Source organism: Bdellovibrio sp. HM001, from assembly GCF_055397275.1.
The window spans coordinates 1,559,595-1,586,023 of sequence record NZ_AP029174.1; the positions used below are offsets into that span (position 1 = coordinate 1,559,595).

14 protein-coding genes, 1 tRNA gene and 3 rRNA genes are annotated in these 26,429 nt (G+C 48.1%); 12 read left to right on the top strand and 6 right to left on the bottom strand.

Annotation, left to right across the window (positions count from 1 at the left end; translation table 11 throughout):
- The first annotated feature begins 31 nt into the window (after nt 1-31).
- The 4 genes from ACZ5ZZ_RS07490 (at nt 32) to ACZ5ZZ_RS07505 (ending at nt 11,698) form a co-directional block, all read left to right on the top strand.
- The gene (locus tag ACZ5ZZ_RS07490) at nt 32-2,266 is read left to right on the top strand and encodes a copper-transporting P-type ATPase (protein WP_464142082.1); all 2,235 of its coding nucleotides are present in this window, start codon (nt 32-34) and stop codon (nt 2,264-2,266) included.
- Between the two features lie 183 nt (nt 2,267-2,449).
- Nucleotides 2,450-4,954, top strand: coding sequence for a heavy metal translocating P-type ATPase (locus ACZ5ZZ_RS07495; protein WP_464142085.1), 2,505 nt, complete (start codon nt 2,450-2,452; stop codon nt 4,952-4,954).
- Nucleotides 4,955-5,123: 169 nt separating this feature from the next.
- Entirely contained in the window at nt 5,124-5,555 is a 432-nt protein-coding gene (locus ACZ5ZZ_RS07500) for an OsmC family protein (protein ID WP_464142088.1), read from the top strand.
- Nucleotides 5,556-5,938: 383 nt separating this feature from the next.
- Complete coding sequence (locus ACZ5ZZ_RS07505) at nt 5,939-11,698, top strand: hypothetical protein (protein ID WP_464142091.1); 5,760 nt, start codon at nt 5,939-5,941, stop codon at nt 11,696-11,698.
- A 40-nt stretch (nt 11,699-11,738) separates the two neighbouring features.
- On the opposite strand, the gene ACZ5ZZ_RS07510 is transcribed toward ACZ5ZZ_RS07505, so the two are convergent.
- Nucleotides 11,739-12,437, bottom strand: coding sequence for an RluA family pseudouridine synthase (locus tag ACZ5ZZ_RS07510; RefSeq protein WP_464142094.1), 699 nt, complete (start codon nt 12,435-12,437; stop codon nt 11,739-11,741).
- A 93-nt stretch (nt 12,438-12,530) separates the two neighbouring features.
- Here ACZ5ZZ_RS07510 and ACZ5ZZ_RS07515 point away from each other — a divergent pair, with 93 nt between their 5' ends.
- Nucleotides 12,531-13,022 (top strand): N-acetyltransferase family protein, encoded by a 492-nt coding sequence (locus ACZ5ZZ_RS07515; protein WP_464134842.1) that lies wholly within the window; start codon nt 12,531-12,533, stop codon nt 13,020-13,022.
- Nucleotides 13,023-13,024: 2 nt separating this feature from the next.
- Here ACZ5ZZ_RS07515 and ACZ5ZZ_RS07520 read toward each other — a convergent pair whose 3' ends face one another.
- Both ACZ5ZZ_RS07520 and ACZ5ZZ_RS07525 read right to left on the bottom strand, forming a co-directional pair.
- A complete protein-coding gene (locus ACZ5ZZ_RS07520) occupies nt 13,025-13,408 on the bottom strand; it encodes a hypothetical protein (RefSeq protein ID WP_464134843.1) in 384 nt (127 codons plus the stop codon).
- Nucleotides 13,409-13,521: 113 nt separating this feature from the next.
- Complete coding sequence (locus ACZ5ZZ_RS07525) at nt 13,522-14,475, bottom strand: cysteine synthase A (protein ID WP_464142096.1); 954 nt, start codon at nt 14,473-14,475, stop codon at nt 13,522-13,524.
- 145 nt (nt 14,476-14,620) lie between these two features.
- Between ACZ5ZZ_RS07525 and ACZ5ZZ_RS07530 the strand changes: the two genes are divergently transcribed.
- Nucleotides 14,621-15,424: a transporter gene (locus tag ACZ5ZZ_RS07530; protein WP_464134848.1), complete on the top strand. Its 804-nt coding sequence runs from the start codon at nt 14,621-14,623 to the stop codon at nt 15,422-15,424.
- Here ACZ5ZZ_RS07530 and ACZ5ZZ_RS07535 read toward each other — a convergent pair.
- Complete coding sequence (locus ACZ5ZZ_RS07535; RefSeq protein ID WP_464142098.1) at nt 15,421-16,038, bottom strand: hypothetical protein; 618 nt, start codon at nt 16,036-16,038, stop codon at nt 15,421-15,423. The genes ACZ5ZZ_RS07530 and ACZ5ZZ_RS07535 overlap by 4 nt on opposite strands.
- Nucleotides 16,039-16,424: 386 nt before the next feature.
- On the opposite strand from ACZ5ZZ_RS07535, the gene ACZ5ZZ_RS07540 reads away from it, so the two are divergent.
- Complete coding sequence (locus tag ACZ5ZZ_RS07540) at nt 16,425-17,033, top strand: DUF4423 domain-containing protein (RefSeq protein WP_464134851.1); 609 nt, start codon at nt 16,425-16,427, stop codon at nt 17,031-17,033.
- A 9-nt stretch (nt 17,034-17,042) separates the two neighbouring features.
- Nucleotides 17,043-18,149, top strand: coding sequence for a hypothetical protein (locus ACZ5ZZ_RS07545; RefSeq protein ID WP_464142100.1), 1,107 nt, complete (start codon nt 17,043-17,045; stop codon nt 18,147-18,149).
- Nucleotides 18,150-18,172: 23 nt separating this feature from the next.
- Here ACZ5ZZ_RS07545 and ACZ5ZZ_RS07550 read toward each other — a convergent pair whose 3' ends face one another.
- Both ACZ5ZZ_RS07550 and ACZ5ZZ_RS07555 read right to left on the bottom strand, forming a co-directional pair.
- On the bottom strand, nt 18,173-19,327 hold the full coding sequence (locus ACZ5ZZ_RS07550) for a cytochrome c biogenesis protein CcdA (RefSeq protein ID WP_464134856.1): 1,155 nt from the start codon (nt 19,325-19,327) through the stop codon (nt 18,173-18,175).
- Nucleotides 19,318-19,992 (bottom strand): ArsR/SmtB family transcription factor, encoded by a 675-nt coding sequence (locus ACZ5ZZ_RS07555; protein ID WP_464142102.1) that lies wholly within the window; start codon nt 19,990-19,992, stop codon nt 19,318-19,320. Before ACZ5ZZ_RS07555 ends, ACZ5ZZ_RS07550 begins: the two co-directional genes overlap by 10 nt.
- An 800-nt stretch (nt 19,993-20,792) precedes the next feature.
- Here ACZ5ZZ_RS07555 and ACZ5ZZ_RS07560 point away from each other — a divergent pair.
- The 4 genes from ACZ5ZZ_RS07560 to rrf all read left to right on the top strand — a co-directional run bounded on the left by ACZ5ZZ_RS07560 (nt 20,793) and on the right by rrf (nt 25,940).
- Nucleotides 20,793-22,297, top strand: a 16S ribosomal RNA gene (locus ACZ5ZZ_RS07560).
- A gap of 142 nt (nt 22,298-22,439) precedes the next feature.
- Nucleotides 22,440-22,516, top strand: a tRNA-Ile gene (locus tag ACZ5ZZ_RS07565).
- A 114-nt stretch (nt 22,517-22,630) separates the two neighbouring features.
- Nucleotides 22,631-25,571 (top strand): 23S ribosomal RNA (locus tag ACZ5ZZ_RS07570).
- Between the two features lie 252 nt (nt 25,572-25,823).
- Nucleotides 25,824-25,940, top strand: a 5S ribosomal RNA gene (gene rrf / locus ACZ5ZZ_RS07575).
- The 16S, 23S and 5S rRNA genes sit together here with 1 tRNA gene alongside, the layout of an rRNA operon.
- The last annotated feature ends 489 nt before the right edge of the window (nt 25,941-26,429 follow it).

Sequence of the window (26,429 nt, forward strand, 5' to 3'; positions counted from 1 at the left end):
TCTTTAAAGACACCAGTAAAGAGGGGTTCTTATGGAGACGCACGGTCATCATGGACATCACACTCACGGAGAAACTGGCAAGCTGAGGAAGAAGCCGGATTTGATCAAGGACTTGGCGTTGGAGGCCTCTCCTGAGGAGGCCTCGCAGGCAACGGATGTCGAGTATACCTGTCCGATGCATCCAGAAATTCGTCAAATGGGACCAGGCAGTTGTCCTATCTGTGGAATGGCTCTGGAGCCCCTTGTGATTTCGTTGGATCAGGAGGAAGATCGCAGCGAATATCTGGACATGAGAAAGCGTTTTTGGGTCAGCACGCTCTTGAGTGCCCCGCTCCTGTTTCTGACAATGGGAGGTCGCTCATTTATTCATTCTGAAGAGATTCATTTTTTTGTGAAATGGGCAGAATTGACGTTGGCAACACCTGTGGTTTTGTGGGGTGGTTGGCCTTTCTTTGTAAAATTTTGGCTGTCGCTTAAAAATAAAAGTATGAATATGTTTACTTTGATTGGGCTGGGGGTCGGCGTCGCCTATCTTTACAGTCTGGTGGCCGTTCTTATACCGAATGTCTTTCCGGCATCTTTTAAGGATTCGATGACGGGTGAAGTGGGGCTCTATTTTGAGGCCGCAGCGGTCATTGTCACACTGGTCTTGCTTGGGCAAGTGTTGGAGCTGCGGGCGCGGGGGCAAACCAGTGCTGCCATAAAGTCGCTTTTGGGGCTGGCCCCGAAGACTGCGCGCAAGATCAATCCAGATGGGAGCGAAGTGGATATTCCCGTGGAGCACATTCATGTGGGTGATCAGTTCAGAGTTCGGCCTGGAGAGAAAGTTCCTGTTGATGGGATTGTGTTATCGGGGCAGTCCTCGGTGGACGAGTCCATGGTTTCGGGTGAGTCGATGCCCGTTGAAAAACAGGCAGGATCAAAAGTCGTCGGGGCTACCATCAATGGTACAGGGTCTCTGGTTATCCAAGCTGAAAAAGTAGGTAAAGACACTCTTTTGTCTCAGATTGTGAAAATGGTCGCGGAAGCGCAGAGATCCAGGGCGCCAATTCAAAAGCTGGCCGATCGGGTTTCCGCGGTGTTTGTTCCGGCGGTCATTCTGGTGGCATTGCTGTCATTTGGTGTTTGGGCCATCTGGGGGCCGGATCCCAAGTTTGCGCACGGGGTAATCAATGCCGTGGCAGTTCTTATCATCGCGTGTCCTTGCGCTCTGGGGTTGGCGACTCCGATGTCAATAATGGTGGCGTCGGGGCGCGGCGCTTCTATGGGGGTTCTATTCAGAAACGCAGAGGCCATCGAGATGATGAGAAAGGTGGATACGATAGTTGTTGATAAAACCGGGACGCTGACTGTGGGGAAACCCAAGCTTGTAACAGTGAAGACTTTGAATGGGACGCCGGAAAAAGAAATTCTGGCTCTGTCTGCGAGTCTTGAGAAGGCAAGTGAGCATCCCTTGGCGCTCTCAATTGTAGAAGGTGCTGGAGAGCGTGGGGTTGGGCTCCGTGACGTCATTGATTTTAAATCTATTACTGGAAAAGGGGCTCAGGCACAGGTCAATGATCGTCGGATCGCCATAGGAAATAAAGCACTTCTTCAGGAGCTCTCGATCGATTTGGGTAGGGCGGAGGCTGAAGCTGATCGCCTTCGGGAAGACGGTCAAACGGTCATGTACGTGGCGATTGATGGGAAAATCGCGGGCTTGTTAGGTGTCATGGATCCGGTCAAAGAGACGACGGTTCAGGCTATTGAGTCTTTAAAAAAAGCTGGGATCAAAGTGGTCATGATGACTGGAGACAATGAGAAGACAGCACAAGCCGTGGCGAAAAAGGTGGGTTTGGATAGCTATTTCGCAGATGTGCTGCCGCAACAGAAGGCCGAGGTTGTCAAAAGAATGCAAATGGAGGGCGGATTTGTTGCTATGGCGGGGGACGGAATCAACGATGCCCCTGCGCTTGCGCAAGCTCAAGTTGGCATTGCTATGGGAACGGGAACCGATGTTGCGATGAATAGCGCAGGGATCACGCTGGTTAAAGGTGATCTTACGGGAATTGTGAGAGCAAGGTCACTCAGCGAAGAAACGCTCAAGAATATAAAACAAAACCTGTTTTTTGCCTTTGTCTACAACACGCTTGGGGTGCCGGTGGCGGCAGGGCTTCTTTATCCTTTTACGGGACTTTTATTGAGTCCCATGATTGCTGCAGCTGCGATGAGCTTTAGTTCTGTTTCTGTTATTGCAAACTCCCTTCGTCTTAGAAAATTCAAGTAGTCGTGATCAGGCTCCGTTGGGGCGGATAACCATCAAGATTCTAACAGTGGGAAGGTCCAGCCCCTGGGGACTTTTGTCTCAAAATGGCTAAATGTGTCGATTTTTTCAAAATCCTTGGTGTATTCCTATTGACCTTCCAAACGTTGGAAGCCTTAGAGTGATTTCTATACAAGGAGTGAAGCCATGAAAAATCTAGAAAACACATCTGGCGCGATGACATCCGACTTTGAGACAAACATCCCAATCCGGGGCATGACTTGTGCCTCCTGCGTCTCTCGAATCGAAAAGGCGGTTCGTAAGGTTGAGGGGGTCCGCGAGGTCACAGTCAGTCTCGCAACAGAGTCGGCGAGTGTGAAGATTTATGATCCATCTCAGCTTCCGCTGGTTGTCGGTGCAATTGAAACTGCTGGTTATGAAGTTCCCACTCGTGAGGTGGAGCTCAGTATTGAGGGCATGACCTGTGCCTCCTGTGTAGGGCGAATTGAGAAGTCATTGAAAACCCTGCCGGGATTAAAAGCTGCTGCTGTGAACCTTGCAACAGAAAGGGCTAGAATTAGCTATGTCCCAGGTTTAGTCACCCTGCATGATCTTATCGGTGCCGTTGCAAATGCGGGGTACCTTGCCAAGCCTGTTGAGGACGGCAAGGGGGCCGCAGAGGGGATGGATCAGGAAAAAGAACGTATTCTTAAAAAAGAGCGTAATCATCTTATTATTGCGGCCCTGCTTTCGAGTCCATTGGTTGTTCCTATGCTACTAATCCCATTTGGTGTTCACTGGATGCCTCCGGGATGGGTGCAGCTTCTTTTGGCCACGCCAGTTCAGTTCTGGCTGGGCGCCAGATTCTATAAAGCCGCTTGGAAGGCAGTTAAAGCGAAATCCGGCAACATGGATCTGCTGGTTTCCCTCGGCACGTCAGCGGCTTATTTTCTCAGTGTTTATTACCTTGTGAGGTTTGGTGAGCATGTCGGCCACGCTGGAGCCGGACATCTCTATTTTGAGAGCGCAGCTGTTGTCATTACCTTGATCCTTCTTGGGAAGTATCTTGAGTCTAGAGCCAAGCAGCAGACCTCAACAGCAATCAAGGCCCTCCAAGCTTTGCGTCCGGAAGTTGCACGCGTAAGACGCGAAGGTAAAGAGCTGGAAATCTCAATTGAGGAAGTCCGACTGGGGGACTTGGTTGTAGTTCGCCCTGGTGAAAGAATTCCGGTGGACGGTATCGTCTTGGAAGGGGCAAGTCACGTCGATGAATCTCTGATTACTGGAGAAAGTCTGCCCGTGTCCAAATCAAGAGGTGACAAGGTTACCGGTGGGGCAGTCAATGCGGATGGTCTTCTGGTTCTTCAAACGGGAGCTCTAGGCAGTGAAACCACTCTGGCTAGAATCATTCGCTTAGTGGAATCTGCTCAAGCTGGAAAGGCACCTATTCAACGTATGGTGGATAAAGTCAGCAGTGTATTTGTGCCCGTAGTGTTGGTGATTGCTCTGGTGACGACCCTTTCCTGGGGGTTTGTGACAGGTGATTGGGAGTCAGCTATTATTGCTGGTGTCGCCGTTCTTGTAATTGCTTGTCCTTGTGCTTTGGGACTGGCAACACCAACTTCGATTATGGTGGGTACGGGTCAGGGAGCAAAGGCGGGTATTTTGATCAAGGATGCAGAGGCCCTGGAAGTGGCACATTCTGTGACCACAGTCGCCTTCGATAAGACAGGAACTTTAACTGAGGGTCGTCCTAAAGTCTCCAGAGTTGCCAGTAAGCGGTCACACAATGAGATTATAGGTCTTGCGGCCAGTGTGCAGGCTGGTTCTGAGCACCCACTTGCAAAAGCAGTTATCGAGGAGGCTCGCAGGATTGGGCTTGATGTAAAAGAAGCACGTGAATTTAAGTCCATCCCAGGAAGAGGTCTTGAAGCGCGAGTGGACGAAAAACTCGTTTTTATTGGAACCAAGAGACTGATGGATGAGCGAGGAGTAAGCACAAATGAATTTGAGGCTGAGGCTGCTCGACTGGCTTCACTAGGTCACACGGTTTCTTTTATAGCGCAAGAAGGGGATTCCGGCCCCCTAGGCCTTATTGCTTTCAGTGATAAAGTGAAAGCGACTTCAAAGGCGACGATTGAGGAGCTTAAACGCTTGGGAATCAAGACCGTTATGATCACGGGTGACAATCGCGGCGCAGCTGAAAAGGCGGCACGTGAACTCGGAATTGATGAGGTCAGGGCAGAAGTTCTTCCGCAGGACAAGTCACGTATTATTGAGGAGCTTAAACGAAAAGGTGAAATTGTAGCTATGGTCGGAGATGGTATTAATGATGCTCCGGCTCTTGCTGCAGCCGATGTGGGAATTGCCATGTCGACAGGAACAGATGTCGCTATGCATACGGCCGGCATTACTTTGATGCGTGGAAATCCTTTATTGATCCCAGATGCTATCGAGATTTCCCGGAAAACATACAGCAAAATTAAGCAGAATCTTTTTTGGGCCTTCATCTACAATGTGATTGGAATACCTCTTGCGGCTTTAGGGCTACTGAGTCCTGTGATTGCCGGAGGAGCCATGGCCCTAAGCAGCGTCAGTGTGGTCTCGAATGCGCTGCTACTAAGACGATGGAAGCCGTCAAGCCGTGCTGAGGCAACAGCAGTCATTGAAGATGATGTGGTTTGTCCTCTTCCGATCAAAGGTCAGCTCTAAGTTTGTGACTGCATTATTTGTCATATCTGTAGTCCCGGGGTTGGCCCGGGACTTTTTGGGCGGTCCCAGTAAGAATGTTGGTGGCTTCTTTTTGCGGTGTGTGAAGACTTCGTAGAGTATATTCATGATAGTATAGAAAAAATCCGAATGCGGACTGTGAGGAACAAATATGGGTGACGTTACCAGGACCAAGATGACTTTTGATGTTCGTTCAGAAAGAGTTGATAGCACACAGTCGGTCTCATTTTGTAAAAATGCCCGAATAAATCTTGATACAAATCTTAATGGAAATCCCGACGCATTTAATCCGGCCGAGTTGCTATTGGCGGCATTGTCGGCATGCATGATCAAGGGTATCGAAAGAGTCGTGCCAATTTTGAAGTTTGATTTGCGTGGTGTTGAGGTGAAGGTTCATGGAGTCCGGCAGGACGTGCCTCCGCGAATGGAGTCCATTTCCTATGAAATTAGAGTCGACACAGATGAAGACGATCATCGCATCGCCTTGTTACACGAAAATGTTAAAAAGTATGGGACCGTTTTTAATACTGTGGCTCCGGGAACGGATCTTCAGGGAATAATGGTTCGCAAGGTATTAGGTTGATTTTGTGTTAATCGCCTTGCGGTCTCATTGTCGTCCGTTTTAGAGGTTGCCCTTAGTTGAATAGTTGTAAACCTTTCTGGGTAATTCAAAAAAATATTCTTTTCCAAGTTGAGTGTCCCAAGGAACCACCTCTGAGTGTTGCGATATGATCTGATCTTGCAGCAGTTTTTTCTCTTAAAGATCAAGCCTGCTTCTTTTTCTGCCGATAGAGCTCAGGGAGCGACAGAAGTAGCATGTATGAGGGCGGTCATCTTTCCTTTAAATCGCTAATAAGATGCGGGGACTCGATTGTTTTGAGTCTTTCTTTCTTACTGCTTTTGTCTGGTTGCTCGTCAGAGATTTTAAGCTGGAATGCCAAAGCGACTGAGATTTCTGGAAGGCTTTTGGATCCCATTTCTAAGAGTTTGTCTGTTAAATCCGAAAAAGTTTCTGCTTCCTGTGCGGGCGCTAACGCTAAGTTGTATAAAATTGATTCGAGCGGTGAGGTGATTCAACCGGAGTTGGCGTCAAGTGCGCTTTCAGAGTCCGCTGGATATTCGTTTAAAATTCAGGGGGCGTCAGGACTTGAGTTTAAAAACGGCAAGTTTTCAACTCCTCTGGTGGTGCGTATCGAGGGATGTGGGGAAATACTAAGTCGCCCTGTCACTGGAGTGCAGGGGCAGGATGTTTCTCAGGGGTCTACGCTTTTGGGATATCTCTTAGATACGGATGAAAAACAGAAGCTGGCGAGCGCGCTTGTGTTACATCAGGACAGAATGGAGTCCGTGATTAAGTCTGTGCAAGGGGCACTCACTTTTGATGAGGCCTATCAGATGCTGACTACCGATGCGCAGGCTCGAGAATTCTTCAAAGATATTTTAGGGGTGGCTCCGACGATCTTGACTGAAGCAGCTCCTCAAGTTTTGAATCTGGATGTTCCAAGTCAAGGAGACGAGCTTCAAGCCATGACGATGTCAGTGAACACGGGTCACTGGTTTCCAGAGTATGCAGTCGCTTATATTTGGAAGCTTGATAATGTTCAGATTTCAACCGGCCCCAGTCTCACCTATACGACATCGGCCAATGATCAGGGAACGCACACCCTGAGTTTGTATGTTGGAAAAGACAATGGAAGCGGGGGGCTGGACTTAAGCAAGCCCTACAAGATTTTGACAAAAACTATTGTGATTCAGAACACTGTTCCTGCTGTAGCGCCGGAACTTTCTCTTATTACGGCCTCGCCGACAAGTACGGCCGCCATCAGCGTGTCCATAAATACCGGATCTGGGTTGGTGAAATGTGCAAGCTTTTCTAAATTGGCCCTTACTGTGGATGAACCCGCAGCGCCATTGGATCTTGCTCGCTATGATATTGCCTGCTCTCAGGCGGGTTCCCAGTCCTTGAATGTCATGCTGCCCACAGGGGATGGCAACAAGGTGCTTCGTTTGTGGGCTCTGGATGCTGGAAATAATATTTCAACTGTCGCCAGCTCAGTCAGCGTAATCCTGGAGCAAGATTCGCCAGTGGTGAATTTGCAAAATGTGGCTTCCTTGATCCGCGGTGGAGGTGAACAAACGATCTCCTTCACGGCTCTGGATCTTGGGGTTGGGGTGGAAAATGTGGTCTTGGAGTATGCCGAAGATGGCATGAACTTCTCAGAGCTTGCATCATATTTAAATCCAGTTATTAGTAGTTTTAACTACGTTTGGAGTGTGCCTAATCAAAACACCAGTGCGGCCCGTTTGCGCGTGCGAGCGAAGGATAAAGCCGGGAACTGGAGCAGTGTTGGCAGCTCTGTCTTTAAAATAGACAGTCTGGCACCGAGTTTAAGTTTGACCTCCTTGAACTCGGGAACATACCTGGGGGGGAGTGCGCAGAATATCACGTGGAGTGCGAGTGATTTGCATTTAGCTGCAAAGCCCATAAAGATTGAGTACAGTGCGAATGATGGTGCCTCCTGGAATACGATTGTCTCAGATATTGAAAATACAGGTAGTTACAGTTGGGTGTTGCCATTTCTAAATTCCACGCAGGTTCGTGTTCGGGTCACAGCTGCAGATCAGGTGGGAAATGTCGCGCAGGCACAGTCCGCAGCAAATTTCAGTATTGATTCCATGGCACCGAGCTTGCCGGTACTAAGCCTCGTCAGTGCGGAATATTCCAACAGCGCGACCGTAAATTTGAATTTGTCCTCGTGCACTGATATTGCCAAGATCCTTATTAGCGAATCATTGGTTCAACCAGCTTCTGCAGCGTCTGGCTGGCAATCTTGTGTTCTTATGCCTTCCTATGTTGTATCAGGTGAAGGTCGTCACACTTTGCAAGTATGGGTGCAGGATGCTGTCGGTAATGTGAGTGCCAGCTCTGTCAGTGTTAATATGACCTTGGATACGACATCTCCGTTGGTGTCATTGACCTCTTTGAACTCGGGATCATTCCGAGGAGGCGAGGAGCAAAAAATCACTTGGAACGCCAGTGATTTGAACCTGTCCGCAACCCCAATCAAACTCGAATATTCTAGTGATAATGGAAGCACTTGGAATGTGATTGTTGCTGGGACATCGAACTCAGGTACTTATAACTGGATAGTCCCATCAATCAATTCCACTGAAGTCAAAGTGCGTGTGACACTAACGGATCTGGCAAATAATAACACCTCCGCAACGTCGACGGGAAGTCTTTCCATTGATAGCGTGGCACCTTCTGCACTTAGTTTAACCAGAGTCTCCGCTAGTCCCAATAACTCACAAAATGTGGATCTTGCGATTGCCAACTGTTCCGGTGATGCCGTAGCAATGATCTTTAGCGAATCCAGCGCGCTACCGGATCGCAGTGATGCAAACTGGGAAGTTTGTGGTGGGAATAAGATGTTTGTGGTGTCAGGTGGAGATGGCAATAAGACGATCTATGCTTGGGCGAAGGATAGCGTCGGAAACGTGTCTCCGGCAAGTACAGTTACAATGGGATTGGATACAACACCGCCCGTCGTGGTGTTGCAATCGCACAATGCTGGAATCTTTGCTGGCGGCAAGGAACAGTTGATTCTTTGGACTGCCTCAGACCTAAACTTTGGTTCCAACCCGATGGCCTTGGAATATTCTACGGACAGTGGTGCGACTTGGCAGCTAGTTCAAGCATCCCTTGTGAATGGAGCCAATTCCTGTGTGGTCCCTGGAGGGGGCACGGGATGTGTGAGTTGGACACCCCCTAATCTTGATAGCAACCTAGTTCGTTTGCGATTGCGGGCGAACGATCTGACGGGCCTTTCAACTGCAGTGACTTCAGCAGTAAATATCACATTCGATTCGACGCCGCCCACTTTGCTGTCTATGGTAGTGAATGATGGGGACAGCTATGCTGGGACGCCACTCGTGAATGCAAAGGTTGGTGTGAACGATAACTTTTCGACAAACGTGCATGTGCGCTTTGCAGAGACAACCGAGTCTGGCGAGTGTCAGGGCCTTTTTGCCGATAACAACTGGGTGGTGTGGGGCAATGCGACTACGGCAATACCTTATACGCTTTCCCCGGTAGATGCGGTTAAGAAAATTTGTGTCTGGGCCAAGGATGAAGTGGGCAATATATCTGTATTTTCCCCATCGGTTTGTACCTTGGGCATTGATTGTGACACGATTTCCTATCAGACGGGAAATCCCCCAGTCATAGTCAATCTGTCACTAGAGCGAACCGCCGGAGGTTCAAGTGTGGTGGTAGGGGACCCACTCACGGTCAATTGGTCGGTCAGTGATGTGGAGGGTTTAAGTAACAATCCTATCAGCATTGCCTACACGACTGACAACCTGACGTGGAAGGATTTGTATACTAACCTGGACACCTCAACACCATCCAATATCACATGGTTTGGTTCTTTGTCGGGGAACCAAACTTCGGCAAGTGGAACTATTACAAACTGGACTTCACCCACCAGTGGATTTTTAAGAATTAAAGCAGTCGCTAAGGATCAGGCTGGCAATCTCAGTATTACAGCCTTCTCGCAGGGGCTCGGGCTTGGTAACTGGAGCTTTTATGCAGGATCTACAGGCCGTGGTGATGGGGGAACCGCAACTTCGGCTGCGATCTCGAATAGCAGTTACGGGAATCATAATCTGGCGATTGATCCTGTACGAGGGGACATCTACGTTCTTGATTATGGAACTGGAAGAATTCGAAAGCTCGATGTTAAAACGGGAATTTTGGATACATTTTCAGTTAATGCCTCGACCAACCTGTCGAGCACAGGAGAAGCTTTGCCAAGTGTGATTAGAATCACTGGAGTGAACTCTCTGGCCTTCGATAAGAAAGGTTACATGTATGTGCAAGATGGGAACTATAACGTTTATCAACTGAACCTTTCAGCAAAAACATCTCGACTTTATATCAAGCGCGGGAGTGTCTATGATCACACGGCTCGCTGGGATAACGTGAGTTTTAGTGATGGCTCTAAGTTGGTCTTTGATGAGGACAACTCTGTTTATTTCTTTGCAAATTGTGTTAATGAGTTTGTTGCTAATGTAAAGAGACCGAAAAGACTGTTTAAGCTTACGCAAAATTCAGATGGGACTCCGGGGAATCTAAGTGCGATTGCCGGGGACTGCAGCAATGGAAACCCTGTTGCGGGTACTGCGGCGCTTTCAACACCTATTAGTTCGGATGCGTACGACGCAGTTACTGCGACCTTAGAGGTGATGGACCGTGGAAATACGATTTATTTCGGTCACTATGGTTCCAGTTCTTACTACAAAATTCTGAATGGTATCATCAGAACTACAAATCTCGTCGGTAGCGGATATAAGCAGATTTCTTTCAATCCCGTGGATCAAATGCTTTACTATCGCGATGGTAACTACCTTAAAAAGGCAACAGTGAATACCGCTGGGAATGGTGGCGAGGTTTCAACGATAGTTGCTGGAGCACCGTATTCCTCTGGATGTTCTAAGGATGGTGTCAATGCGACTTTAGCTTGTATCTATAATCTTTCGATGGTTATCAATGGCTCCGGGACCCTTTATTTCTCGGATGGTCCCGGTGGGAATGCCAACAATCGCGTTCGTTACATAGATGGGCAGGGGCAGATCAGAACTGTTATTGGATCATTGCCATTCTATGGCGATGGTGGTGATAAGATGTTAGCGCGTGGTACGTTCCGAGGGATCTATTACAAAAAGGCCTCAGAAGCAAACCAAGCGGCATTTCCTGCTGGACTGTATTTTGTTGATAGCAGTGCGATGATCTTCGGGTATATCAATCCCGTGACGAACAAAGTTGAAGTTCTCTGGGGGGATCAGGCCAGAACTGTCTATGCAGAAACGGGAGTCACCATCAGCAAGGATGGTGATCTTGGTCCTCCGCACATGGGCGGCGGTGGACATTCCTTAACCTTTGATTCCAATGGTCTTCCATGGCTAAGAATTGGAAGTTTAGGCTATCGAATTGACAGCAACCGTAAGGCAGTGCGACTTCAAAATAGTTCGTCTGCATTTGAAACTGCAGAGAATGGTTCGGACCCACGAAATACGGCCATGCATTACTATGGCGGAATCTCAAACCTGGTCTTAAAGGGGCAGGGGATGTTTTTAATCGGAGGATTCCCTCAGGTGGGCTATGATCCAGTAGGGAAAATTCAGTACTTGGATTTTAGTAGCAACGTTGTCACCAGAGTCATGGGTGGAACGACTGTGACCCTTTCCATGGGGCCAACTAGTAGTGCTGATATCACGACTCCTGGTGGTGGAGTGCAAAATGCGACCTTCGCGCCTGCATGCATGGGTAGTTCCAACCGCTGCTATTTGAGCTATCGAGAGGATCAAGATCGTCTCTATTTCTCCGAGGGGAATAAACTTCGATATATCACCAATCCAGATAATCCGGCTACGAGCACGCTGAATACTCTGTTCACGGTTGCCTCAGGAGTTATCCACAATTACATCTTCTCTATGGATGGAAAACAAATATGGTATTTCAAGGATAATTACGGTCTTTACTGCAAGGATATTTCGTCTGGCAAATCATGGTGTGATAACACGACAGACTATAACACCTTGAAAAGTATCGTAGGTAATTTTGCGGCGGGAGCTAATGGGATGACGTGGATGGATGAAGATACGATCCTCATTAGTCCGGGCACTGGCAGTATCTATCAATTTGATCTCCCGACAGGGCCCTAGCGCTATGCTCAAATTACTCGGTTGATGAGTCCCATTGAGGTTAATAATTGTAGTTGATCAGAGAACTAAAGTGCCCCGGCACCGCCGCTTTAAACTTCAGACGGGCCTTGCTGTGGGGGTGAGTTATTTCCAATTCCGCCGAATGCAGGCAAAGATTCTTGTAAGGAGTATTGGCTTTACCGTACTTGGCATCCCCTACGATGGGATGCCCGGCTTCCGACAAATGAACGCGGATCTGGTTTTTCTTTCCCGTCAGAAGATTGATTTTTAATAGAGAAAACTTGTCCGTTTCTTTCAGAACTTCGTATTCGGTGATCGCCAGTTTTCCTTCTGTGGAGTCCGAGCTTGAGTGTACGACATAGTCTTCGTCTTCACTGAGATAGCTCTGAATGACTCCGGATTTCTTTTCCAAAGTGCCATGAACAATGGCGTAATAAGTTTTCACGTTGTCTTTCCAGTTGTCCTTGATGAACTGCTGGGCTTTTTCAGACTTGGCAAATACCAATACTCCCGAGGTGGCCTGATCCAGGCGGTGAATCACATACACGCATTTGTTGGATCGGGGATTTCCTTTGCGCACGAACTGGTTCAAAAGATTGTGAACTGTGTTTTCCCGTTCCCATTTGGCAGCGACCGTCAGAAGGCCCGGGGCTTTGTTGCCGACAATGATATCCAAGTCTTCGTGCAGGATTTCAAAACCTTTCGGCTGATATTTTTTGGGTATTTTCTTTGTCGCCACGGGAGGTCCTTTTTCAAACGGGTCGTAACATAATCCTTCTTTTGCCTGAAAAAGTCACCAACTTCCGAAATCTTCTGTGATAGGCTAGCGGTTATGAAATTATCGATCCGCAAAGCCCAAAAAAACGACGTCCCGACCATTCTGAAATTCATCAAGCTTTTGGCTGAATACGAAAAACTGGCTCACGAGGTTGTCGCGGATGAAAACCTGTTAGAGTCTCAGCTTTTCGGTGAAAAGTCCCCGGTGCAGGTTCTGATCGCAGATCTGAATGAACAGCCCGTCGGATTTGCGTTATACTTCTATAACTTCAGTACCTTCCTGGGGCGCAAGGGCATTTATCTGGAGGATCTTTTTGTTCTGCCTGAAACTCGCGGACAGGGGGTGGGAAAGCGTCTTTTGCAGGCTTTGGCAGCGCAAGCAGTGGCAGAAGGTTGTGGTCGTGTGGAATGGTCTGTTCTGGATTGGAATAAGCCAGCCATTGATTTCTATAAGTCCATCGGTGCCGTGCCTATGGATGAATGGACCGTGTACCGGCTGACCGGACAAAATCTGGAAAACTTTGCCCGATCCTCAGGTGAGGGGTAAGGTTAGTAGGCAATCGCCCTTTCATTGATATCACATTCCGTCAGGTGCCAGTAATAGTACTCGCCTTTGACGTATTTAAGGTGGCCGATACGGGAATAAAAGTTCCAGGAAAACACGCCATTGTGTCGGCCATTTCTAAACTTCCAGTAAGAGGCATCGACTTCATACCATAGCCAGGTTAACTTGCGATCAAAGACAACTTCCTTGGTCTCTGTTGTTGTTACCAGCTGAAACCTAAAAACATTTTGTTCTTTATTCTGATAAACCAAAAAATCACCATCTTGCATTTTGCATTGGCCCAGGTATTCATCGCCCTGGACAGTGGCAAAACTGGAAGAAGGAAAAGACAGAGCAGCAAGTACGAGTAAGACGGCAAGATGTTTCATGTGAGTGACTCCTTTGGTGGCTCCTTCAGGGTAAGTAAAGAGGCAAAGAGATGTCATCTCCCGGAGGGAAAAATTGTTTCTCATAAAATGAGAAACAAGACCCGTCCGAGAGTTTATATTTTCTGTGGGATCAGGTTCTTTTCTCTCAGGAAGGTCTCATTAAAAATCTTTGAAGTGTAGCGAAGCGCTGAATCACAAAGGACAGTGGTGATCACGAGCTTCCTGCCTTTGTTCTCCAGGGCATACTTATAAGCAGCATAGACGTTCAAAGCGGCAGAGGTCCCCACCAGAAGGCCATCGTGTTGCGCCAGATGGTAAAGCATCGAAATCATCTCGCTGTCGTTCACCTGAACTGCATCATCAATTAGGGCCTCTTTGAAGTTCGCCGTCAGGCGCATGATGCCGATGCCTTCCGTGATTGAAGAGCCGGTTGATTTGATTTCCCCAGTCGTCAGATACGAATACAAACCAGACCCCATCGGGTCCACCAGTCGGATGTGGACTTGGAGATTTTTTTCTTTTAAGAAGCGTGAAACTCCGGCAATGGTGCCGCCGGTGCCAGCCGCTGCAATGAAGGCATTCACTTGGCCGTCGGTCTGATCCCAAATCTCAGGGCCTGTGGTTTTATAGTGGCTTTGATAATTTGCTGTATTTTCAAACTGATTGGCCCAGAAGGCCCCACGCTCTTCAGCCAGGCGGCGGGCTGTGTGATAAAAGTGATTTTGATCAGCAAACGGACAAGGGGCGACTGTGATCAACTCAACCCCCAGGGCGTTCAGCGTCTGGTACTTCTCGGTTGCCTGATTGTTCGGCATAACAATCACGCATTTATATCCGCGTTGTGCCGCTAGTGTCGCAAGACCGATCCCGGTATTTCCTGCGGTGCCTTCAACGATGGTGCCTCCGGGCTTTAGCAATCCGTCGCGCTCGGCTTGTTCAATGATTCCATGGGCCGCCCGGTCTTTCACACTGCCACCGACATTCAGGAATTCGGCCTTTCCATAAATATCGCAACCGGTGATTTCGGATAAAGAGTGAATTTTAATAAGTGGTGTTGAATAGAGCATGCTTTAAGATTAGCGATTTAATCGGCAAGATGGGAGGAAAATCACGTCTTGCCAGGAAGTGTTGATGGGAAACAGGTTTGGTAAAATTCAGTTGAATCCCGGATGATTGCCTGTCAGAGTTTTTATTCTGAAATGAGGTAAATCGATGAAGTCGGTCGTATTCGCAGTCGGTGTGTTATTGATGGGTGCTTCCAGTTTTGCAGCGGAAGCGGTGAAAGATAATTCCTTCCTCGTAGAAGAAGCCTACAATCAAGAGCCTGGGGTTGTGCAGTTCATTCAAACCTATCAGTATCTGGATCCGGCGCATGAGTGGGGCTATTCGTTCACAAATGAAATTCCCATGGGAGATGAGACTCATCAATTTTCCTATGTGATTCCCGTCCTGAAGACCCGGGATGCAGCTGGAGACGACCAAACTCAGGTGGGGGATGTGCTGCTAAACTACCGCTATCAGCTTTTGAATACAGATTTAATCGCGATGGCTCCGAGATTGTCTTTAATTGTGCCAACCGGAGACTATAAAAAAGGTTTTGGCAACGGCGTGGTCGGAGTGCAGTTTAATCAATCTGTTTCTATCGCTATTAATGACCGTTGGACAAATCACTGGAATGCGGGATTCACTTTCACTCCTGATGCCAAAAACGATGTGGGTCAGACGGCTTCTATCTTTGGCTATAACTTTGCCACCAGTGTGGTCTACAATATGACCCCTAAGACCAATCTGCTTTGCGAGTTCGTTGTGAATAACAACGAGGTTGTGACAGGTCAGGATCAAAAGGGCTCTGAGACAACTTATTATGTCGTCCCGGGTATTCGTTCCGCCTTCCAGGTGACAGAAGATACAGAAGTGGTTCCTGGTATCGGTGCTCTGTTGGGGTTAGGACCTTCCGCCGTAGAGCACGAACGTGGTGTTTTCCTGTATCTGTCTATTGAATCCAAATTGTTCTAGTATATTTCTGTGACTCGGGAAACGCTGATTTCCCGGGGCACTTGCTTGGTAAGTTTGATATTTACATATGAAACAGTGTCTTCTTTTTGCGTCCCGTATTTTCGGGTGCTGACGTATTTGTAGGAAAGAAGATCCTTGTTTGACTTATCCGGAGACCCCAGTTTTTTCTCCAGTCGATCGCGACTCATCATCAGGCCGGTTTGATCTGCAAAGGCCGTTGTGCGCAGAACTTCTTTGGAAGGGGCGCAGTGGCGGCTGTACTTGTAGGGTGTTCCTGCCCGGATCAAGCGAATGTCCGTGATAATCCCCTCGGGGCCTCCCGCAGCGCCAGATTCAAAGGCCAGTAGGGTTTTATCAGTGCCACGATAGCACACCCCACGCGTAAGCTTGCCAGGTTGGCCTTCCTGAAAAACATAAGCTGGTCCCAAAGACGTCTGAACGCTTTGCAGATTGGCGATGCCGATGGCATGCCCCAAAATGGTCTGAGCCCCCAAAGAGATCTCTTTATTATTTCCCAGAAAACCAAAGGTAGATTCTTCATTTGCCGGTGTGGTGACGCAACCAACACTTGCTAAAGTAGAAATTAAAATCAGAATTTTTTTAAAAAATGCCATCTCACTTTCTCCTTAGTCTTAATATGTTGTCGAGACACGGCATGATAGTCCATCAAAAAAAGTCTGACAAAGTCCGTCCATCCGAAAAAAAGTGAGTTATGCAAATTATAGCTTTGCAATCCTCAAGGGGAGGTTCGTTACAAAATAGATAAAACACTCCACTCGGCGTACAACAAACCATAATTGACTTGATCCTGTTTCCGCGGATCTATAATTCTGCGCTCCTGACTATGACTGAAATTCAGGAACGTCCCTATTTTTCTAAAAAGCTCCATGAGCTGTTTGAGCTCAAAAGAGCCAAGAACAAAAGGTATTCCCTTAGGTCCTTTGCCAGTTTTTTATCCCTGAATCCTGGCACTCTTTCCGCCGTCATGAAGGGGAAGCGTATGGTTCCCTTACAGGATGCCGCCAATGTGATGTTGAAACTTGGGTTGGCTCCGGCAGAACAGGAAGAGTTTCTGCTAAGTTTGGGCGTGAATAAACCGCCAGCCACGTCAGCCTATAAACTTGATGCCAGCAAATACGCGGTTCTCTTTGATGAATGGGAGTACTTCGTCCTGTTGGCGGTTTTTCGATTGCCTGATTTTGAAAGTTCCGCGTCCTGGATGGCGTTGAAGACCGGGATTCCTGAGGAACGTGTGGAGATCTGTTTGCGGAATCTTGAAGTCCTGGGATTGATTGAACGCCCCGGCAAGGGCGCATGGAAGCGCCATCATCAAAGTCTTTACTCATCGCACGACATTTCGTCCCAGTCTTTGCAGAGGGCCCATTTGAACACCCTGGAAATGGCCAAAGAAAAGCTGCCTCTGATTCCCGTTGATGAGCGGGACTATTCTTTTGTGACTGTGGCCCTTGATGAAAAGCGGTTTAAAAAATTAAAAAAACTGGTCCTGAAGTTTCGCGATGATGTCTTTGAGCTCGATGAGCAGTCGCAGGGTGGTGATCTCTATCGAGTGGCCTTGCAATGCTTTCCCATTTTAAACAAGCACGAATAGGAGCCTGATATGCTGTCTGTTTTAAATCTTGTTCTTACTTCCTCTCTCAGTTTTGCCGGCGGTGATTGGGTGGGAAATGGGGGTAATGTTCTGGAGTGTGCCCCCACAGAAAAAGTTCAGCTTTTGGACTACTTTGAGGGTGAGCAACTCAGGCATATAACTGTCGACTTGGGGACTGGTGCCACCTATCAGGAAAAGGTTCTTTTTGCGCTCGATCGTCTCCGAGTTGTGAATCCCACAAGGGCGGCCCAGTATAGGCTATGGTTTCAGAGTTTTGCCGAAGAAACGCAGTGGTTTTCACAAGGAAAATTTTTGCCGATTCGTGATTCGGGTGCAGTTATTATTCCTGCAGAGTGCGAAATTCGTCAGATCGCCATTCAACGCCCTGAAGACCTGATGATGCCGGGGGATAAGCGCTACGTGATTGATCTGCGTTTATGGAGTCGACTTTCTGAAGCAGACAAGGCCGGTTTGATCCTGCATGAACTGATTTATCGAGAGGGCATTGAAAACGGTCAGTCGTCATCGCCGCGAGTTCGTTATTTCAATCAGATTCTTAGCTCATCAAAGATACTTACCTACGACAGTCCAAGATTGTTGAATCTGGTGAAACAGGTGGGATTTAAAACCACAGACTATAGAGGCTGGGCCGTGGATCTGGATCACGCCACTTACTATGAAAGTGGGGCACTGCGAGGCGCGCTGGCGCTGGGGGGATATTGGCAGTCGGTTCACTTAAAGAACAAATGGCTGGGCTTCTATGAGGATGGCACCTTGGCGCATTTTTCCATTAATTCCCTGGAGCCTGTGTCAGTACAGTTGTTCGGTCAAAGAATCACCCTGCTGGGTGAGGGGGCTTCGGCGTCACTATCGCGAATTTCATTTTTTGCTGACGGTTCTGTTGAATCAATGCCAGTAAAGGGATTCATGGAGATCTGCCTCCAGGGGCAGATCGTGCGGGTGGCAAATGTCCTAGGGAGTATTTCCTTTTGGCCTGACGGAAGCCTGCGAGCCGGAACACTTCTGGACACGTGGTACTACGCAAGGGAAAATCGGGCTGTCACTGGCGCTATCGAGCTGGATTCAAAAGGACAGCTGATACGCAGATTTTTTTAGACAGCCCTTTTTCGGTAAGTCCTTTAACAAGTCAGACCGTTCCCAGTTTGTTTGGTTGGATCACAGCTTTGCCCTTCGCGCACGTCTTCGGCTGGATGGGGTAGTTTATTTTGAGCCGTATTCAGACAAGTTGTGTTGGGAAGGGCGTCAATCGCTTTCCGCAGACTGATTTCACTCTGATAGCCGACCGTGTGTGCAATCTCTTCTCCCGACGGGGAGATCAGACTCATGGTTGGTACCGCGCGAATCTTGAATTTGTCGGCAATAGCCTGGTTCTCGGGCAGGGAGACATTCACCCGCACGATTTTGAAGGAGCTGGAGTTGCACTCTTTTTCGACCTGAGGAAGGTACGCTTCCATCTGATGGCAAATCGGGCAGGTCTCTGTATGGAAGAATAAAAGTTTTGCTGCATTCGGAGCGACGGACTCAAGATTGGTGCGACCTTGAGGTGTCACAAAGCTGATTTGTTCGTGGGTTCCATCCTCTGACAAGATCGAAGGCAGATTCGACTGGGTCAGGATGATAAATGCCACCAGGATCAATCCATAGCCAGTGGCCTGCTCGATTTTCGGCAGGTGGGGGCGCAGCTTATTAAGGCGTCCCTGCACCAAATCGCCTCCGACAGCCAAAGCCAAGAAGGGCATTACAATCCCCAGGGCGAAGCTGGTCATCAAGGCGACGCTTTCGGATAAAGAGCGATCCTTGGTGGCCACATAACTTAAAACGCCACCCAGAATCGGCCCCACGCAAGGTGTCCAGGCCAATCCAAAGGTGGCTCCGAACAAGAACCCATGCAGGGACTTAGGAAGGTATTTCTGTATATTGGGCAGATAAGCTGAGCGGCCCAGCCATGCAAACAGGCGGGTGCTATCGCTGTTTTGGAAAGCCATGCCCGACATTTTAAGTCCATACAGGAAGATGACAATCGCTGAGGCGATCAATAAAGGGCCTTTGGCCTCGCCCAGGAAGTCGGAAACAAAGGGAAGACTTAGTCCCATCAGTGTGAAGGTCGCCATAAAGCCTAGCGCAAATAGTCCTGTCGACTGCAGGCGAGCAAAGCGGGACGAGCTTCCTGCCATCAAATAGTTTGCAGCAATGATTGGAACCATCGGAAGTACGCATGGTGAAAAGAAGGTGAGCAATCCTGCGCCGAAGACGCCGATAAGGCTTAGTTCCATTGTATCTCCTGTGCTTGTTTTTGAATTTCATAAGCCATCTCGCGCAGACGGAAGGCCTTAAAGCCCTTGCCTCTCAATTTTTCAACCAAAGGATTGGCAAGTGTGCAGTAGCGACCGCGACAGAATACAAAGATGGTTTTATTTTTTGAAAAGGTGGGGAGGCTTTTTTTAAGATCAGCCTGCGGTATATGAAGGGCCCCGTGAATCGGAGACCCCTGGGAGTCCTCGAGATCGCGCGCATCCACCAGGGTGGCTTTGCCAGCCTGAACCATTTTTAAGACCTCTCCGGTGGAGAGGGACGTGCAGAGCTCCTCTGGGCACAGGGCCTTCTCGTCCAACTGAACCTGCGGGTGGAGTTCGGACGCCAGGTTTTGCAAAGCCAGCCATACATCCAAAACTTTCTGGTTGGCCAGGCTATAGACGCGAGACACGCCTTGCTTTTCACACTTAAGCAGCCCCACTCGCAACATCTTTTGAAGATGCTGAGATGTGTTTGCTATGGATTCTCCCGATTTCTGACTGATGGACTCGACCGTGCAGGGGCTATTCGCCAGCGACTGCAGAATACGCAGACGAATCGGTGAGGCCATGGATTGGGAAATCAATCCTAGGCTGTCATAAATGCGGGAACGAATGAGGTGTTGAGTTTCGTTTTGTTGCTTCATTGATTCAAGTATTCAATAAAATACTTGAATATAACAACTGTTATTATCCTGACAGGTAAGAGGGCTGGAAACCGCTGGCGGAAGGGGTTCACAGGCTTTTGCTGCCAGAAGCTGTCTTTTGCGGTTGTTCTGCGAGTTTGGGTGGAGTGTAACTCATATATATAGAAACCTTTGGCGCAAAACGGAGGGGGTGACCTGGGGGTTTCTATCGAAAGTGTCAAAAATGGGTCCTAGCGGGGTGGTTTTCATATAAAAAGGAGGGGGCCTGTCGAAAATCAAATGTGAAAGATTCTTTATATGGGTATTGATTTCGCTGCTTTTTTGAGCAAAAACGCTGTTTTGCACGGTAAGTGGGCAAAAATAGTGCGTTTTGCCGTAATTATTTGCACAAATAATTCTTGCAAGATGGTCCGAATAGGCCTATAAATCGAGACCTCATCGCCGCTTCTGTTTGAAAGCAAACACATACAGCCGCTCGATTAATTGATTTGTATTCAATTAACTGATTTGCTTGTTTGGGTGGTTTGAGATTTAAATATTTTTTCGAAAAAGTTCTTTTTGAAAATTTTCGAAAAAATGTTTGAAAGGGTGTTGACAAGGACTTCGGTCTTCGATAAAACACTCACCTCGTCGCTACGAAACATTAACGACGAGTAAGAAATTCGCTCTTTGAAAACTGAATAGCTAGATAAAATAGATTTTTGGGCTCTTTGAATACTGAGTAATTAGTATTCACAATTTCAAAAAATATTCGAACAAACAATAGCGTAAAAGCTAGCTGTTTGCTTCTAACAGAATTTAAACTGGAGAGTTTGATTCTGGCTCAGAACAAACGCTGGCGGCGTGCCTAATACATGCAAGTCGAACGGGGTAGCAATACCTAGTGGCGCACGGGTGAGTAACGCGTGGATAATCTGCCTTAGAGTGGGGGATAACTAGTCGAAAGATTAGCTAATACCGCATAAGACCACAAGAGCTGCGGCTCAAGGGGTCAAAGGTTTTTCGCTCTAAGATGAGTCCGCGTAAGATTAGCTAGTTGGTGAGGTAATGGCTCACCAAGGCGACGATCTTTAACTGGTCTGAGAGGATGATCAGTCACACTGGAACTGAGACACGGTCCAGACTCCTACGGGAGGCAGCAGTAGGGAATATTGCACAATGGAGGAAACTCTGATGCAGCGACGCCGCGTGAGTGATGAAGGCCTTCGGGTCGTAAAGCTCTGTCGCAGGGGAATAACACAATGAATGTACCCTGTAAGAAAGGATCGGCTAACTTCGTGCCAGCAGCCGCGGTAAGACGAGGGATCCTAGCGTTGTTCGGAATCATTGGGCGTAAAGCGGATGTAGGTGGCTTTGTAAGTCAGGTGTGAAAGCCTGGGGCTCAACCCCAGAAGTGCATTTGATACTGCGAAGCTTGAGTGTCGGAGAGGTTACTAGAATTGTTGGTGTAGTGGTGAAATACGTAGATATCAACAGGAATACCGGAGGCGAAGGCGGGTAACTGGCCGAACACTGACACTGAGATCCGAAAGCGTGGGGATCAAACAGGATTAGATACCCTGGTAGTCCACGCCGTAAACGATGGATACTTGTTGTTGGAGGTATTGACCCCTTCAGTGACGAAGCTAACGCGTTAAGTATCCCGCCTGGGGAGTACGGTCGCAAGATTAAAACTCAAAGAAATTGACGGGGGCCCGCACAAGCGGTGGAGCATGTGGTTTAATTCGATGCAACGCGAAGAACCTTACCTAGGCTTGACATGTACTGGAAGATTGGCAGAAATGTCGTCGCCCGCAAGGGTCGGTACACAGGTGCTGCATGGCTGTCGTCAGCTCGTGTCGTGAGATGTTGGGTTAAGTCCCGCAACGAGCGCAACCCCTGCATTTAGTTGCCAGCATTCAGTTGGGCACTCTAGATGGACTGCCGGTGTTAAACCGGAGGAAGGTGGGGATGACGTCAAGTCCTCATGGCCCTTATGCCTAGGGCTACACACGTGCTACAATGGTAGTCACAGAGCGAAGCTAAGCCGCGAGGTAGAGCAAATCGCTTAAAAGCTATCTAAGTTCAGATTGATCTCTGCAACTCGAGATCATGAAGTTGGAATCGCTAGTAATCGCGGATCAGAATGCCGCGGTGAATACGTTCCCGGGCCTTGTACACACCGCCCGTCACACCATGAAAGTCGGCTGTACCAGAAGTCGCTGCGCTAACCGCAAGGAGGCAGGCGCCCAAGGTATGGTCGATGATTGGGGTGAAGTCGTAACAAGGTAGCCGTAGGGGAACCTGCGGCTGGATCACCTCCTTTCTAAGGATTATCCGGTCAATCTTCATCAAGACTTGTTCTTGATAAGTTAAAATGACCCAATCTTAGGTCAACTTACTCTTCCCGAGTAAGTGAGTCCCAAAAATCTATCTAGCTGTTTAGTTTTGAGAGAGTGAAGCCTAACGGGCCTGTAGCTCAGTTGGTTAGAGCACACGCTTGATAAGCGTGGGGTCGGAAGTTCGAGTCTTCCCAGGCCCACCAAGTTCTACTGACGGTTGAATGCGGTGTAAGTTAGAGTTTTACGTGAACAAGTTTTTGTTCTTTGACAATTGAATAGATTGATTTAGTTGATTTTTAGCGAGGTTAGTTCCATTTTTTTAAGCTACAAAGGGCTTACGGTGGATGCCTTTGGCACTAAGAAGCGATGAAGGACGTGGTAAGCTGCGATAAGCTTCGGGGAGTGGCACACACACTTTGATCCGGAGATTTCCGAATGGGGAAACCCACCATTTATGGTATCACTCAATGAATACATAGTTGTTTGAAGCGAACGAGGGGAAGTGAAACATCTCAGTACCCTCAGGAAGAGAAATCAATTCCGAGATTCCCCCAGTAGTGGCGAGCGAACGGGGAACAGCCTAAACCTTCTTCATTAATTTGAAGGAGGGGTCGTGGGACCGCGATGTGGGACCGGAGAAGTTAGAGTAACAGTCTGGAAAGTCTGGCAAGATAGGGTGATAGCCCCGTACTCGAAAACTTCGAAGGCCCTAGCGGCATCCCGAGTACCACAGGACACGTGAAATCCTGTGGGAATCTGTGAGGACCACCTCATAAGGCTAAATATTCCTTAGTGACCGATAGTGAACAAGTACCGTGAGGGAAAGGTGAAAAGAACCCCGAGAGGGGAGTGAAATAGAACCTGAAACCGTAAGTCTACAAGCAGTTAGAGCCCCTTAAGTGGGCGATAGCGTACCTTTTGCATAATGAGTCAGCGAGTTATGTTTGCATGCGAGGTTAAGCCGTTGCAGGTGGAGCCGTAGCGAAAGCGAGTCTGAATAGGGCGATTTAGTATGCAGGCATAGACCCGAAACCCGGTGATCTAATCATGGACAGGTTGAAGCGAGGGTAACACCTCGTGGAGGACCGAACAAGTTGAGGTTGAAAACTCTTTTGATGATCTGTGATTAGGGGTGAAAGGCCAATCAAACTGGGTGATAGCTGGTTCTCCCCGAAATATATTTAGGTATAGCGTCAGGTAAAAAATATCATGGAGGTAGAGCACTGAATGGGCTAGGGGTCTTTACCGGATTACCAAACCCAAATAAACTCCGAATGCCATAGATATGTTCCCTGGCAGGCAGACTCAGGGTGATAAGGTCATGAGTCGAGAGGGAAAGAGCCCAGACCAACAGCTAAGGTCCCTAAATGCACGCTCAGTGGAGAACGTTGTGGAGTTACTTTGACAACTAGGAGGTTGGCTTAGAAGCAGCAATCCTTTAAAGAAAGCGTAATAGCTCACTAGTCTAGTGACTCTGCGCGGAAGATACAACGGGGCTAAGCGTGTTACCGAAGCTTTGGATTAAGATATTTTATATTTTAGTGGTAGGGGAGCGTTCTAGTGTAGGATGAAGATTGACCGGTAGGACAGTTGGACGAACTAGAAGTGATCATGCTGACATAAGTAGCGTTGAACTCGGGTGAAAAACCCGGGCGCCGAAAACTCAAGGATTCCTGGGTAAAGATAATCTTCCCAGGGTTAGTCGAGCCCTAAGACGAGGCCAAATGGCGTAGTCGATGGCAAAACGGTTAATATTCCGTTACCTAATAAATCGCGCTTAAGGAATGACGGTGTAGGATATCACAGCCTCTTATTGGATTGAGGTGTAAGCATGTAGGAGGATCAGTAGGCAAATCCGCTGGTCGTAACTCTGAGGTGTGAATGCGAGGGACTTGTCCCGGAAGTGTGAAAAGCCATGCATCCAAGAAAAGTTTCGTAAGTTTAGTTTTATTAGCTCGTACCGTAAACCGACTCAGGTGAGTGGGGTGAATATCCTAAGGCGATGGGGTGAATTTTGGTCAAGGAACTCGGCAACTTAACACCGTAACTTCGGGAAAAGGTGTGCCCGCGAGAGTGTAAGGATTTACTCCCCAAGCTTTTTCGGGTCGCAGAGAAATGGGAGTAGCGACTGTTTATCAAAAACACAGGTATGTGCAAAGTCTCAAGACGAAGTATACATACTGACGCCTGCCCGGTGCTGGAAGGTTAAGAGGATTTGTTAGCGCAAGCGAAGCAGAGAATCGAAGCCCCAGTAAACGGCGGCCGTAACTATAACGGTCCTAAGGTAGCGAAATTCCTTGTCGGGTAAGTTCCGACCTGCACGAATGGCGTAACGACTTCTCCGGTGTCTCGACCAAATGCCTCGCGAAATTGAATTCTCGGTGAAAATGCCGAGTACCCGCAGAAAGACGGAAAGACCCCGTGAACCTTTACTGTAGCTTGGCAGTGATTTTAGAGTTGGCATGTGTAGGATAGGTGGGAGACTTTGAAGCAGTGGCGCTAGCCATTGTGGAGTCAACCTTGAAATACCACCCTTGGCACCTTTGAAATCTAACCTGCTGCTCTTTACGAGCAGAGGGACACTGTCTGGTGGGCAGTTTGACTGGGGCGGTCGCCTCCCAAAAAGTAACGGAGGCGCGCGATGGTCCCCTCAGCCTGATTGGAAACCAGGCGTCGAGTGCATTGGCATAAGGGGGCTTGACTGCGAGACCTACAAGTCGAGCAGGTGCGAAAGCAGGCCAAAGTGATCCGGTGGTCCCGCGTGGAAGGGCCATCGCTCAACGGATAAAAGGTACTCCGGGGATAACAGGCTTATTCCATCCAAGAGTCCATATCGACGATGGAGTTTGGCACCTCGATGTCGGCTCATCACATCCTGGGGCTGGAGCAGGTCCCAAGGGTTTAGCTGTTCGCTAATTAAAGTGGTACGCGAGCTGGGTTCAGAACGTCGTGAGACAGTTTGGTCCTTATCTTCTGTGGGCGTATGAGATTTGAGTAGACCTGTCCTTAGTACGAGAGGACCGGGATGGACGAACCTCTGGTGTTTCTGTTGTCGCGCCAGCGGCAATGCAGAGTAGCTATGTTCGGAATTGATAACCGCTGAAAGCATCTAAGCGGGAAGCAAACTACAAGATTAGATCTCACTGGGGCTTCGGCCCCCTAAAGACTCCTTGGAGACTACGAGGTTGATAGGCTGAAGGTGTAAGTGTGGTAACACATTGAGCTGATCAGTACTAATAGGTCGTGAGGCTTTTTTAAAATTTTTCTTCTCAGGCTTCGGCTTGACGAAGATTTCGTCTCAAAGACTTCCTTTTAAAGGAACGAGAGACTAGCTCTCTGAATAAGTAAGAGAGTGATTGATGGGACTAACCGTTAATCGCTAAAAATCAATTAAATCAATCATTCGATTGTAACTAAAAGAAGTAACTTCTCCATTTGTGTTGGAAGCAAGTTGCAAAGAACAGAAAGGTTAGTGTAAGAAGCTAACCACTTTGACTTAATAAACGCTTTGCTGGTGTTTATAGCAGAGGGGCCACACCTGATCCCATTCCGAACTCAGAAGTTAAGTCCTCTTGCGGCGATGGTATTGCATGGGCGACCATGTGGGAGAGTAGCACGATGCCAGCTCTTTTTTACTCGAACCCGACTTACGAAAGTAAGCCGGGTTTTTTTTTGTCTAAAACTCAACTCGATTTCAGAATCTACCCTATCGATATGGTGAATTCCTCAAAGCTCCCGGGTTGAGGACTCTGCTGCGTGCTTAGTATTCTGCCTATTTGAGCATTATCGCCTCAATCAGACGCAAAAATGGATTTCTGAGTAGTTCCGGCTGGGATGATGACTGACACCGCTGGTGACTCTGCCAGCGCCTTTTCTTTTATTTTCACTTCAATCGGAGACGTTGAGTTGGGCCTTTGTAGGCCCATTTTTGTTTCAAAATGGGAAAATAAATAAACATAAATATGTGTAATTAAACAAAATATGGGCTAAAAATATTCGCTGTGTCTCATGTCTAAGTTATCGAAAAGACTGTTTAATCTCATTGAGGTCGAGTCATGAGAGCTTTTTTTAAAGAGCTGTGGTATTCTAGTTATATCAAATACAGGAATCTTTTCC